The organism is Inquilinus sp. KBS0705 (genome assembly GCA_005938025.2).
Taxonomy (GTDB): domain Bacteria; phylum Bacteroidota; class Bacteroidia; order Sphingobacteriales; family Sphingobacteriaceae; genus Mucilaginibacter.
Genome location: VCCI02000001.1, coordinates 1,734,322 through 1,747,780, shown reverse-complemented (window position 1 = coordinate 1,747,780; position 13,459 = coordinate 1,734,322). Strand labels below are relative to the sequence as shown.

8 protein-coding genes and 1 pseudogene are annotated in these 13,459 nt (G+C 43.5%); 7 read left to right on the top strand and 2 right to left on the bottom strand.

Annotated features, from left to right (window positions below):
• Window positions 1-28 precede the first annotated feature (28 nt).
• The gene (locus FFF34_007685) at window positions 29-2,707 is read right to left on the bottom strand and encodes a PKD domain-containing protein (GenBank protein ID TSD67267.1); all 2,679 of its coding nucleotides are present in this window, start codon (window positions 2,705-2,707) and stop codon (window positions 29-31) included.
• A gap of 379 nt (window positions 2,708-3,086) precedes the next feature.
• On the opposite strand from FFF34_007685, the gene FFF34_007680 reads away from it, so the two are divergent.
• Window positions 3,087-4,343, top strand: coding sequence for an MFS transporter (locus tag FFF34_007680; protein TSD67266.1), 1,257 nt, complete (start codon window positions 3,087-3,089; stop codon window positions 4,341-4,343).
• Between the two features lie 134 nt (window positions 4,344-4,477).
• On the opposite strand, the gene FFF34_007675 is transcribed toward FFF34_007680, so the two are convergent.
• Window positions 4,478-5,512, bottom strand: coding sequence for a LacI family transcriptional regulator (locus FFF34_007675; GenBank protein TSD67265.1), 1,035 nt, complete (start codon window positions 5,510-5,512; stop codon window positions 4,478-4,480).
• A gap of 111 nt (window positions 5,513-5,623) precedes the next feature.
• Here FFF34_007675 and FFF34_007670 point away from each other — a divergent pair, with 111 nt between their 5' ends.
• The 6 genes and pseudogenes from FFF34_007670 (at window position 5,624) to FFF34_007645 (ending at window position 13,450) form a co-directional block, all read left to right on the top strand.
• The gene (locus tag FFF34_007670) at window positions 5,624-7,105 is read left to right on the top strand and encodes a carbohydrate kinase (GenBank protein ID TSD67264.1); all 1,482 of its coding nucleotides are present in this window, start codon (window positions 5,624-5,626) and stop codon (window positions 7,103-7,105) included.
• 27 nt (window positions 7,106-7,132) lie between these two features.
• Entirely contained in the window at window positions 7,133-8,464 is a 1,332-nt protein-coding gene (gene xylA / locus FFF34_007665) for a xylose isomerase (GenBank protein TSD67263.1), read from the top strand.
• A 136-nt stretch (window positions 8,465-8,600) separates the two neighbouring features.
• Window positions 8,601-9,680, top strand: coding sequence for an L-rhamnose/proton symporter RhaT (gene rhaT / locus FFF34_007660; GenBank protein TSD67262.1), 1,080 nt, complete (start codon window positions 8,601-8,603; stop codon window positions 9,678-9,680).
• A gap of 33 nt (window positions 9,681-9,713) precedes the next feature.
• The gene (locus FFF34_007655) at window positions 9,714-11,834 is read left to right on the top strand and encodes a bifunctional aldolase/short-chain dehydrogenase (GenBank protein ID TSD67261.1); all 2,121 of its coding nucleotides are present in this window, start codon (window positions 9,714-9,716) and stop codon (window positions 11,832-11,834) included.
• A 12-nt stretch (window positions 11,835-11,846) separates the two neighbouring features.
• Window positions 11,847-12,160 (top strand): annotated as a pseudogene (gene rhaM, locus FFF34_007650) (L-rhamnose mutarotase).
• Between the two features lie 15 nt (window positions 12,161-12,175).
• Window positions 12,176-13,450 (top strand): sugar isomerase, encoded by a 1,275-nt coding sequence (locus FFF34_007645; GenBank protein ID TSD67260.1) that lies wholly within the window; start codon window positions 12,176-12,178, stop codon window positions 13,448-13,450.
• The last annotated feature ends 9 nt before the right edge of the window (window positions 13,451-13,459 follow it).

Genomic DNA, 13,459 nt, shown 5'->3' with positions numbered 1-13,459 from the left:
TATCCGCTGCAAAAATAACAGATTATTATTATTTAAGTGAGTATATCCAGTTAATGATGGCTTTTGTATCAGCAGCTTTTAAAGATGGATGTGCAGGCATATCTACATCGCCCCATACACCATGGCCACCTGTAACAATTTTTTTGCTTAAATGAGCTGTTGATGCTGCATTAGCAGGGTATTTTTTTGCTACATCAGTAAACGACGGACCAACCGATTTTTCGTTTACCTTATGGCAAGCTTTGCAATCCATAGACATTACTAAGGCCATACCTGCTTTGTTAGCATTTAACTTGGCCAATTTAGCTTTCATATCAGGTGAATCCTGACCTGCTAAAATGCTAATAGTTTTGCTTTTTGAAGAAGCTCCCTGGTCGTCTTTTACCTCAACAGATACGTTGTAGTTGCCTTTTTTGGTATAAGTATAAGTAAGTTTAGGCAGGGTAGTTACTCTTTTAGCGCCATTGCCTAAATCCCAACCGTAGGTCATTTTGTTTTTCTCAGGGTCGGTAGCATCTACTGTAAACACAACAGGTAACGGTAATTTACCATATGCTTTGCTTGCGGTAATGTTTTTAACTTCAGGTGCGCGGTTACCTGTATTATAATCTAAACGTGCTATGCCGGCATCTTTGTTTTTAGCAAACCAGCCGCTACCATACTCTAATACATAAATTTTACCATCAGGGCCGGTTTCCATATCAATTGGGTTATTGAATTTGGTGCCTGCCATAAATGGCTCCATTTTATCAAGGTCACCGTTTGGCTGTAGGGTCAACAGTTTAATAAAGCCGCGTATCCAATCGTAAAATATTACTTTATTATCAAAATAATCTGGCATACGTGTAGCTTTCGGGAACATATCAGTATGGTAAATAGGCCCTGCCATAGCATTACGGCCACCTGTACCTACTTGCGGGAACACATCCGACGCAGCATAAGGATAATAAATAAGCGCCGGTTGTGCCGGTGGCAGATCCCTTAAGCCTGTATTATTTTTTGAGTTATTTACAGGGTGCATAGGGTCGAACGCCGGGCCGCTGATGCCTGTTTCATAATCATACTCGTGGTACGGAATGTTGTTGGCAATAAAATACGGCCAGCCAAACATACCCGCTTTGCGGGCCTGGTTAAACTCGTCGTAGCCACGCGGGCCGCGGGTGTCTAAACTATCGTTTTGCGCATCGGGCCCAACCTCGCCCCAATATAACCAGCTGTTTTTCTGATCTACCGCAATACGGTAAGGGTTACGGTCGCCCATTACGTATATCTCGGGTCTGGTTTTTTCGGTACCCGGTTTAAATAAGTTGCCTTCAGGGATAGAATAAGTTCCATCTTCCTTCATTTTTATCCTTAATATCTTCCCGCGTAAATCGTTGGTGTTACCTGCCGAACGCCTTGCATCATGGTTTAAAAACTCAGGCCGATCATCTAACGGAGCAAACGCGTGAGTGTTTATTTTCCTTTTACCCGGCTCATCAAATGGCGTACTGTTATCACCTGTTGAAAGGAACAACATACGATCAGGGCCGAACGCTATTGAACCACCGGTATGGCAGCATATTTCGCGCTGAGAGTAAAGTTGTAATACAACCTTCTCTGTTTTATTGTCAATAGTATCACCTGTCATAGTAAAACGCGATAAGCGGTTTACCGATGTATCTGCAGGGCTATAATATATGTATACGTAATGGTTGTTTTTAAAATCAGGGTCAAGCTGTAAGCCTAACACACCTTCTTCGGCATTTACACCTTTGGTATGTGTTTTCCAGTAAACATCCAATAAATCGGCTTGCTTAATTGTTTTGGTGCTGTTTTTAAACAGCATTATCTCGCCGCGGCGCTGTGCTACCAATATATCAAGGTTAGGTAATACGGCCATTTCGGTAGGCTCAAACAGGCTACCTGTTAATAATTGGGTTTTAGCAAAACGGTTTGCTTCGGGCACACGTACGGTAGTTGCCTTAGCATAGTTTAGTTTCTTGTTATCGCCAATGGCATATTGTATACCGCCTAACAGGTGCTTTAAATAAGCAGGGTCGCTGTACGACTCATCGGTATGGCCCATCTCAGTATAAAACGAACGACCGTTCTCGAAGTTATGGTACCAGGCCATAGGGTGATTGGCACCGTTAGCACCACCTTTATAGCTACTCTCGTCTATCTTTATTAATACATGGATATCTTTTGATATCTCTTTGTAGTTATATAGTTCGTCGGTACGTATCCAGGTATCAGGTAACGAACGGGTAGAAGGGTGGTTTTTATCAACCACGTTAAATTTAGCTTCCTGTATAGCAGGGTGGCTTAAAAAGTAAGCGCCAACAAGGCGGCCATACCATTTCCAATCGTACTCTGCATCGGCTGCAGCGTGTACACCAACAAAATTACCACCTGCCTGCATGTAGCGTTCTAGGTCGGCCTGTTGGTAATTGTCAAGCATGTAGCCGGTAGTTTGTAAAAATACCACTGCCGAATATTTGCTCAGGTTACTCTCGGTAATTTTAGAGGCATCAGATGTAGTATCAACTAAAAAGTTGTTTTCGGCGCCCAGTTTAATAATGGCGGCCGAGCCTGCTGCAATAGAGGCATGGTGGTAACCCGATGTTTTGGTGAAGACCAAAACCCGCGGCTTAACCGGTGCGCTGCTAAAAAAGCTGAAAAGCAGTATGCAAAGCGCAGGTAGCAAGGTAAATTTCAATCGCATAAATAAATTTTATAGGTTTTACTAATTGGTTTTTAGCGGCACAATTTTCATTGTGTGTTTTTAACGCAATAAATATAAGGTATTAGGTTGTAAACTAAAACATATATACTACAACAAGTATAAATAAAAGCCTTGTTATAACATTGTTACAGTTAAAATAGGCTACGATAGTATTATAAATTATCATGTTTTATTTAGATATTGGTACCGCCAATTATTATTAACGGCTTTTGAAGCTGATAAAACAAATATTTATTTAGCATTAAAGCTTATTTTTTGTCGCCTTAACCGGGCTTACATATTTATAATATTTTTATAACCATGCTCAACCTGATAGTTGGGCTATTGCTTTACATAAACACTTAAACCTAAATAAACCATGAGTACTACTATTGAACGTAACAAACTATTTGTAGCAAGCTGTTTAGCATTGCTGGTCACCTCGTTATCATTTGGTATAAGGGCCGGCATCATGAACAAGCTTGGCACCGATTTTAATTTAAATACTGAGCAATTGGGCGTTATAACAGCCGCTGCATTTTGGGGCTTCCCTTTAGCTATTATTATAGGTGGCTTTATAGTTGATGTTATAGGCATGAAAAAGTTGCTGGTGCTGGCTTTTGTTTTTCATTTGGCAGGCATATTATTAACCGTATTTGCAACCGGCTATTGGACGCTCTTTATATCAACTTTACTAATAGGTATAGGTAACGGTACCGTCGAGGCTGCCTGTAACCCATTGGTGGCATCGCTGTTTACAGATAATAAAACCACCAAATTAAACCACTTCCATTTATGGTTCCCTGGTGGTATTGTAATAGGTACGTTGCTGGTACTTGGACTAAATTATATTAATGTGAGCTGGCAGGTACAGGTTGGCTTAATGATCATTCCAACGCTTATTTACGGTTACCTGTTTTCTACGCTGCAATTCCCGGTTACCGAGCGTGTAGCATCAGGCTATTCTACAAAAGATATGTATAAAGGTACTTTTACCTGGCTATTTGGATTTATGTTTATCTGCATGTTTGGTACAGCCATCACCGAATTATTTACCGGCCAGTGGATAGATGTTTTATTAAAGAATGTTACCAGCAACGCCATACTGATACTAACGCTTACAACCGGTGTAATGGTTGTAGGCCGTGGTTTTGCGGGGCCTATAGTACATAGGTTTTCGCCGCAGGGTGTGTTGTTAATATCGTCTATTGTAGCTACCATAGGCTTGTATTTGTTAAGCACGCTTACAGGTAACTCTATATTTTTTGCGGCGCTTATATTTGGAATGGGGGTATGTTACTTTTGGCCTACTATGATAGGTTTTGTTGCCGAATACATACCTAAATCGGGCGCACTTGGCTTAAACCTTGTAGGTGGGGCCGGTATGTTTGCTGTATCTATATACGGTATTTTCATGGGCAAGCACTACGACGAACTGGTGGCTAAACACCTGCCTGCCGGTGCAACCGCTACCGGCGAGGCGCTTGATAAAGCTAAAAGCCTTGCCGGCCCCGAAGTACTACAATTAACCCTTATTATTCCTATTATATTGGTAGTGGCGTTTACACTGCTTAATATTTACATGAAGGGTAAAAAGAAACAAGCTAATGCTACGCCGGTATTCCAGGCAGAGTAATATTACTTAGCTAATAAAAAGGGCTATCTGTTAAAATTAACAGATAGCCCTTTTTTATTTATATATATAGCGTATACCGCAATCGATTGTGAAAAACTGTGCTTTATTACGTTAACAGCCAATATAATTATTGCTTAACCTATGCTTTTTAATGTAGACGACCGTACGATAAGCTTTGGTTTTATGCTGATGGTTTTAGGCACAACCGATACATCTGTATTTTTCATTTCATCAAAATACAGGTTGGCTATGGTTTTGCCCATGTATATGCTAAACTGATCTATAGTGGTAATGGATGGGCTGGTGATCTCTGTAAAATCTTCGTTTGAATAGCCGCATACCCCCAGCTGCGCGGGTACCTTAATATGCATCGCAGTGGCTACTTCTAACACACCCAGCGCCGAAAAATCTGACGTGGATGCAAATATCGCGTCGGGTGGGTTGGGTAAGTTTAAAAGTCTGCGTGTGGCATCCGCGCCTAATTCTTTGGTCCAGGCGTTGGCCAGTATAATATCTTCTGCTATCGCTATATTGTTTTTTCGCAATGCATCCAGGTAACCTTGTTTACGCTGTTTAAATATGTTTAGGTTTTGCGGGCCTTCCAGCAGGGCTATGCGTTTGTATCCTTCTGTAATTAAATGGTCTACTGCTTCGTATGATGCCTGCTGGTTATCGTTTATTACTTTTAAGGTTTCCAGTTCGTCGGTTACGCGGTCAAACTGTATTAATTCAATCCGGTGGTCAACAATGTTTTGCAGGTGTTTGTAATCGGTGGTTTCAACCGATATTGATATCACAATACAATCTACATGCTGGTTTATTAAGGTGTTTACACACTGCACCTCTTTGTCGTACGATTCGTTGCTTTGGCAAATAATAAGGTTGTACCCTTGTATGTAGCTGGCTTCTTCTATACCGGCAATTACATTGGCAAAAAAGTTTTGGTTAATGCGCGGCACCACTACGCCAATGGTTTTGCTTTTGCCCTTGCGGAGGTTTGATGCAAGGGTATTCATTTTGTAATTCAGCTCTTCTGCTGTTTTTAATATCAGCTTCCGGGTCGACTCCTTTACCGTGCCGCTGTTGCTTAAAGCCCTTGATACAGACGATGGCGCAATGTTTAATTTTGCAGCAATATCGTAAATAGTAGTTCTTTTTTTAGGTGTCATGGCGGTGCACAAATATGTAAAAATAAATTTTAACAATCGATTGCTTTTTTTTAAAAGATGTTTAATTTAGCCTTCTCTTAAACCAGTTAAAAAATCTAATCTTTTATAAGTATGTTATTGTTGGGTATCGATATCGGTACTTCGTCGGTTAAAGTATCCGTTGTTGACTCTGGTTCGCAAAAACTGGTGGCAACCGCGCAATACCCGGATAGCGAATCGCCTATTAAGTCATTACAGTCGGGCTGGGCCGAGCAATCGCCGGATATGTGGTGGGATCAGGCACAAAATGCCATACAACTTTGCCATGCCACAAAAAGCTATAACCCGCACGATATATCTGCAATAGGTATAGCCTATCAAATGCATGGCCTGGTATTGGTTAACCAACAAGGCAAAGCCCTGCGCGATAGCATTATTTGGTGCGATAGCCGTGCGGTTGAAATAGGCAACAAGGCGTTTGAAACCATAGGCCAGGAGCAAAGTTTATCGCACTTACTCAATTCTCCCGGTAATTTTACAGCCTCAAAACTGGCCTGGGTAAAAGCTAACGAGCCTGAGGTTTATAAACAAATATATAAAGTAATGCTGCCCGGCGATTTCATTGCCATGAAGCTTACCGGCGACATCAGTTGTTCTGTATCTTCTTTATCCGAGGGCGTGTTTTATGATTTTGTTACAGACAGCTTTTCGGCCGATGTATTAAATTATTATCAGTTTGATAAACATCTGTTCCCGCAAATAAAGCCTGTTTTTTCTCAACATGGGCAGGTATCGGCACAGGTAGCACAAAGCCTTAAATTAAAAGTAGGCATCCCGGTAACTTATAAGGCCGGCGATCAGCCTAACAATGCATTGTCTTTAAACGTGCTTAAACCCGGCGAAGTAGCTGCAACGGCAGGCACGTCAGGCGTTATATATGGTGTTAGCGATAAGTTAACCTACGATAAGCAATCGCGCGTAAATACCTTTGCCCATGTTAACTATGCTACCAACGATAAGCACTTGGGCGTATTACTTTGTATTAATGGTACAGGCAGCCTATACCGCTGGATAAAAAGCATCTATGGCTCATCGTTAAGTTATAAACAAATGAATCAGGAAGCACTGAAAGCGCCGCTGGGTAGCGATGGCCTGCAAATATTGCCTTTTGGTAACGGTGCCGAACGGATGCTTAACAACAAGCAAATAGGTGCGCATATCCACAATATCGATTTGAATTTACACACCCCTGCGCACATTTTCCGTGCGGCGCAGGAGGGTATTGCCAGCGCGTTTAGGTATGGGCTGGACATTATGCGCGAAAATGGCATGTCGCCCTCTATTATACGCGCAGGCAAGGCCAATTTGTTTTTGAGCGAATTATTTGCACAAAGCTTCGCCGATTTTACAGGCGTACCGGTTGAATTATATCAAAACGATGGCAGTGTAGGCGCGGCTATTGGCGCGGGTATAGGCGCAAATATTTATAAGGATGCATCAGAAGCGTTTACACAGTTTGAACCCGTACAATTAGTTGAGCCGTCCGGTCAAAATGTTGAACCCGTATACCAGGAATGGAAAGCTTTATTAGAAAACCAACTATCAAAAAAATAATACAAAACAATTAAATACTAATACATCATGTCGAATATCATTACAGGCGAAAAGGAATTTTTTAAAGGAATAGGGGCAATTAAATACGAGGGTTTGCAAAGCGATAACCCATTGGCGTACCGCTGGTACGATGCCGATAAGGTTGTAGCAGGCAAAACCATGCGCGACCATCTGCGTTTTGCGGTGGCTTACTGGCACTCGTTTGTGGGTAGCGGCGCCGATCCGTTTGGTGGGCCAACCCACCTTTTTCCATGGGATGAGAAAGCTGATGCTGTTGAACGTGCCAAGGATAAAATGGATGCCGCGTTTGAGTTTATCACCAAGCTGGGCTTAGGCTACTACTGCTTCCATGATGTAGATGTTGTTGATTATGGCAACGATGTTAAAGAAAACGACCGCCGTTTACATGCATTGGTTGATTATGCTAAAGAAAAGCAAGCTGCAAGCGGCGTAAAACTGCTATGGGGCACAGCCAACCTGTTTAGTCACCGCCGGTATATGAACGGCGCTTCAACCAACCCGGATTTTCATGTACTGGCACACGCCGGTGCACAGGTTAAAGCGGCTTTAGATGCTACAATTGCCCTTGGTGGCGAAAACTATGTGTTTTGGGGCGGTCGCGAGGGTTACATGTCGTTACTAAACACAAATATGAAACGCGAGCAGGAGCATTTGGCTAAATTCCTGCATACGGCTAAAGATTACGCGCGCAAAAATGGCTTTAAGGGCACATTCTTTATCGAGCCAAAACCATGCGAACCAACCAAGCACCAGTACGATTATGATGCAGCCACAGTGTTAGGCTTTTTACAAAAGTACGATCTGATAAATGACTTTAAATTAAACCTGGAGGTTAACCACGCTACTTTGGCGGGCCATACCTTCCAGCACGAGCTGCAGGTAGCTGCCGATGCCGGTTTATTAGGATCGATAGATGCTAACCGCGGCGATTTGCAAAACGGATGGGATACCGACCAGTTCCCGAATGATGTGAACGAAGTAACGGAGTATATGCTTATCATTTTAGCGGCCGGCGGCTTCCAGGGCGGTGGTATCAACTTTGATGCTAAAATACGCCGTAACTCTACTGATCGTGCTGATCTGTTCTACTCGCACATTGGTGGTATGGATGTATTTGCAAGGGCGTTAATTACTGCTGATAACATTCTGCAAAAATCAGACTATAACAAAATAAGGGCCGATAGATATGCCTCATTTGATAGCGGTGCCGGTAAAGATTATGAAAACGGCAAGTTAACACTGGAAGACCTGCGCCAATACGCTATTAACAATGGCGAGCCTGCTACCATAAGCGGTAAACAAGAGTATTTAGAAAATGTAATTAACCGTTACATATAAGCAAGAGAGAGAGTTAAGTAGTTGATAATATGAGTGCCCGGGAAACCGGGCATTTGTTTTTTGTAACAATGCCATGTAAAGTGGTGCTTATATAAATAGAATTGTATATTCGTTTTCCTGCTAATTAAACCTAACAATGGAAATTATTTTTGGCGTTATCTTCCACTTTATTGGTGGCTTTGCTTCGGGCAGTTTTTATATTCCCTATAAAAAAGTAAAGGGCTGGGCCTGGGAAAGTTTTTGGATTGTAGGCGGCTTATTTTCGTGGCTTATTGTACCACCGGTGGCGGCCTGGCTAACCATTCCGCACTTTGCCGATATCATAAAAACCACCAACGGGCAAATATTGGCGCTAACTTACTTTTTTGGGTTGCTATGGGGGATTGGCGGCCTAACCTATGGGCTTGGCGTAAGGTACCTGGGTGTATCATTAGGCAGTACCATTATATTGGGCTTGTGCGCTGTTTTTGGTTCTATCATCCCATCGGTGTATTATAACTTTTTCCCTAAGGCGGGTAAAGATACCTTTAGCATGCTGCTGCACAGCCATTGGGGGCAAATGGTGTTGCTGGGTATTGTTATTTGTGTAATTGGCATTATTATTTGTGGTAAGGCGGGCACACTTAAAGAGCAGGACCTGGCCAAAAACCGCACAGCTGAAGCAGATAATAAAGATTATCGTTTTGGCTTGGGCATATTTGTAGCCATCGTATCGGGCGTATTAAGCGCTTGCTTCAATTTCGGTATCGAAGCCGGTAAAGTAATGGCCGATACAGCCAACGAAACCTGGAAAGCTGCTCATCCGGGGCAGGGGAATTTCCTGTTTCAAAACAACGTAACCTATATTGTTATTTTATGGGGAGGTTTAACCACCAATTTTATATGGTGCATGATTTTAAATGCCCGTAATAAAACATTTGGCAACTATACCGATAAGCAGAAGCCATTATTAAAAAACTACTTATTTTGTGCACTTGCAGGTACAACCTGGTTTTTACAGTTCTTTTTTTACGGCATGGGCGAAAGCAAAATGGGTAATGGGGCCAGTTCGTGGATACTGCACATGGCCTTTATTATACTAATTGCCAACACCTGGGGTTTATTATTAAACGAATGGAAAGGCGTGAGCAAAAAAGCAAAGTACACGGTTATTGCCGGTATAGCTACCATTATACTATCGGTATTGGTGGTAGGCTACGGCAACTCAATTAAATAAATTAAAACACAGTATTATAATTAAGAAATCAGCATGTCTGCCAATAAAACAGCTTTTAAACACGTAAGTTATCTTTGGGATGATGAAAAAGCGGCGGCTTTAGCCGGCGACGAAGTAGGATTATTAATATACCGGTCTAACCTGTTAGGTGCCGATCTACGGCTTACCAACTATGGCGGTGGTAACACATCCTGCAAAGTAATGGATAAAGACCCGCTTACCGGCCAGCAGGTAGAGGTGATGTGGATAAAAGGCTCGGGCGGTGATATAGGCACCTTAAAAAAGAGCGGCCTGGCAGCATTGTATGTAGATCGTTTACGTAGCCTGAAAAATGTTTACCGGGGTATTGAATTTGAAGATGAGATGGTAGAGTTGTTTAACCACAGCATATTCGACCTGGCATCAAAAGCACCATCTATTGATACACCCTTGCATGGCTTTTTACCCTTTAAACATATAGACCACCTGCACCCCGACGCAGCAATTGCCATAGCGGCGGCAAAGGATGGCGAAAAAATAACAAAAGAACTTTTTGGCGGCACTATTGGCTGGGTAGGCTGGCAAAGGCCGGGCTTTGACCTTGGCTTGCAATTGAAGCAATGCCTTGACGAAAACCCCGGCATCCGCGGAATTATGCTTGGCTCGCATGGCTTATTTACCTGGGGCGATACCGCTTACCAAAGCTATATGAACACGCTGGAAGTAATTGAAAAATGCGCGGAATATTTAGAACAGAACTATGGCAAAAAAGGCCCTGTATTTGGCGGGCAGGTATTGCAAAGCCTTAATGAAGCTAACCGAAAAAAACAAGCGGCGGCTTTAGCACCTGTGCTACGTGGTTTCTGCTCGTCCAAAACAAAAATGGTAGGGCATTTTACAGATGATGCCAGAGTGCTGGAGTTTACCAATTCCGCTGATCTAAGCCGCTTGGCACCATTGGGTACCAGCTGCCCCGATCACTTTTTAAGGACAAAGATAAGTCCGCTGGTATTGGATCTGAAAACCGATGAGGACCTTATCGATGTAGACGCTATTAAAGCTAAACTGCAACCCGCATTTGAGGCCTACCGCCAAATGTATACCGATTATTATAACAACTGTAAACACCCCAACAGCCCCGCCATACGCGATGCTAACCCGGTGGTGATATTATACCCAGGGGTAGGTATGTTCACCTTTGCTAAAGATAAACAAACAGCCCGTGTAGCCGCCGAATTTTATATCAACGCCATCAATGTAATGAAAGGCGCCGAGGCCATATCAGCATACACCTCTTTACCTCGTCAGGAAGCCTTTGATATAGAATATTGGTTACTCGAAGAAGCTAAATTGCAACGCATGCCGAAGCCAAAACCACTATCGGGGCAAATTGCGCTGATTACAGGCAGTGCCGGAGGGATTGGTAAAGCCATAGCTAAAAAGTTTGTAGCAGAGGGTGCCGTTGTGGTACTGAACGACATGAATGCCGACCGCCTTGCCGGTGCCGCAGATGAATTTAAAGGGCTGTACGGCAAAGATGCTTACACTACCGCGCAAATGGACGTAACCAGCAGCGAGCAAATAAAAGCGGCTATGGACACCGCTGCGCTTGCCTTTGGTGGCGTAGATATTGTGGTGAACAATGCAGGGCTATCCATATCAAAAGCTATTGGCGATACCACCGAAAAAGATTGGGACCTGCTATATGATGTGTTGGTGAAAGGCCAGTTTTTTGTAACACAGGCTGCTACCACAGTAATGAAAAAGCAGGGCATTGGCGGCGATGTGATAAATATTGTGAGCAAAAACGCGTTGGTTAGCGGGCCAAATAATGCGGGCTATGGCAGCGCTAAGGCGGCACAACTGCACCTAAGCAGGCTAAACGCTGCCGAACTGGGTGCCGACCGTATACGTGTAAACGTAGTAAATCCTGATGCGGTGATCAGTGATAGTAATATTTGGGCCGGTGGCTGGGCAGAGGGAAGGGCAAAGGCTTATGGCATTACAGTAGAAGAGTTGCCTGCTTACTATGCCAAACGAACGCTTTTAAACGAAACCATACTGCCCGATGATATTGCCAACGCGTGCTTTGCCTTTGTAGGCGGTTTGCTCAACAAATCAACCGGCAATGTGCTTAATGTGGATGGCGGCGTAGCTATGGCATTTGTACGCTAAACAATAACGTTAATGGACCGTGTAGCATTTAAAATGAGGTTACTGCCGGGGTATGCCGCCGAATACAAAAAGCGGCATGCTGAGATATGGCCCGAGTTATCGGCACTAATAAAAAGCACTGGCATTAGCGAGTATTCGATATTTTTAGATGAAGATACCAACGCCTTGTTTAGCTTTTTAAAAGCCGAAGACCGCGATAGGTTGGATAGTTTGCCGCACAAGCCATAATGCAAAAATGGTGGGCATACATGGCCGACATTATGGAAACCAACCCTGATAACTCGCCGCTAAGCACCCAGCTAAAAGAGGTTTTTTATTTACCCTGACCAATTATATCAGTTATGCAGATAGATAAATATAAAATAGAAGAACTTAACCAGCAGCAATTAGCCGCTCATCAGCGCAAGTTTGAGTACGTGGCCGAAGATGTTGAGGATATTACCGGTGTTTTAAAAAAACTCGCTGCTTTTAATGTGGCTATACCCAGTTGGGCCTTAGGTACCGGTGGTACCCGCTTTGGCCGCTTTAGCGGCGGCGGCGAACCTCGCAGTTTAGAGGAAAAGCTGGAAGATGTAGGCCTTATCCACGCGCTTAACCGTTCCAGCAATTCTATATCGCTGCACATACCATGGGATATACCTGATAATGCGCCGGCAATAAGGGCACTGGCGACCGAGCTGGGCCTGCATTTTGATGCGGTGAACTCCAATACCTTTCAGGATCAAAAGGAGCAGCAGCATAGCTATAAATTCGGCTCGTTGCATCATGTGGATAAAGCGGTAAGGCAGCAAGCGGTAGAGCACAATATACAAGTAGTAAAATACGGTGTCGAGCTTGGCTCAAAGGCATTATCGGTTTGGTTGTCCGATGGATCTAACTTTCCAGGGCAGCTTAACTTTAGGCAGGCTTTTCAAAATACTTTGCAAAGTTTGCAGCAGGTGTATGCCGCCCTGCCTGATGATTGGAAGATATGGATAGAGTACAAACCATACGAACCTAACTTTTACTCCACCACTATAGGCGACTGGGGGCAATCGTACCTGCTTGCCAGTAAATTAGGCCCAAAAGCCAGTACACTGGTCGATCTGGGGCACCACTTGCAGGGCACCAATATCGAGCAGATCGTATCTATCCTACTAATGGAAGGCAAGCTGGCCGGTTTCCATTTTAACGACTCAAAATACGGCGATGATGACCTTACTGTGGGCAGTATCAACCCATACCAGCTGTTTTTAATATTTAACGAATTGGTTGAAGGCATGGATGCTCGTGGCATGAACCACGCTACAGATATCGGCTGGATGATAGATGCCAGCCATAATGTTAAAGACCCCATTGAAGACCTCTTACAGTCGGTACAAGCCATTAAAATAGCTTACGCGCAGGCTTTATTGGTTGATAAAAAAGCGTTGCTTACAGCGCAGCAAAACAACGATGTGGCTCTTGCCCAGGAGATTTTACAGGCAGCCTACCGTACCGATGTTCGCCCGCTTATTGCACAGGCAAGTTTGTTGTCGGGCGGGGCTATAGACCCAATAGGCACTTACCGGCAACTAAACGTAAGGCAGGGACTGATAAAAGAACGCGGCTTTAAAACCGTTGCTACCGGGCTTTAATATAAACAG

Excerpts from the sequence above, each read along its gene's own strand:
- FFF34_007685 (TSD67267.1), bottom strand. The coding sequence starts at position 2,707 with ATGCGATTGAAATTTACCTTGCTACCTGCGCTTTGCATACTGCTTTTC.
- FFF34_007680 (TSD67266.1), top strand. The coding sequence starts at position 3,087 with ATGAGTACTACTATTGAACGTAACAAACTATTTGTAGCAAGCTGTTTA.
- FFF34_007675 (TSD67265.1), bottom strand. The coding sequence starts at position 5,512 with ATGACACCTAAAAAAAGAACTACTATTTACGATATTGCTGCAAAATTA.
- FFF34_007670 (TSD67264.1), top strand. The coding sequence starts at position 5,624 with ATGTTATTGTTGGGTATCGATATCGGTACTTCGTCGGTTAAAGTATCC.
- xylA (TSD67263.1), top strand. The coding sequence starts at position 7,133 with ATGTCGAATATCATTACAGGCGAAAAGGAATTTTTTAAAGGAATAGGG.
- rhaT (TSD67262.1), top strand. The coding sequence starts at position 8,601 with ATGGAAATTATTTTTGGCGTTATCTTCCACTTTATTGGTGGCTTTGCT.
- FFF34_007655 (TSD67261.1), top strand. The coding sequence starts at position 9,714 with ATGTCTGCCAATAAAACAGCTTTTAAACACGTAAGTTATCTTTGGGAT.
- FFF34_007645 (TSD67260.1), top strand. The coding sequence starts at position 12,176 with ATGCAGATAGATAAATATAAAATAGAAGAACTTAACCAGCAGCAATTA.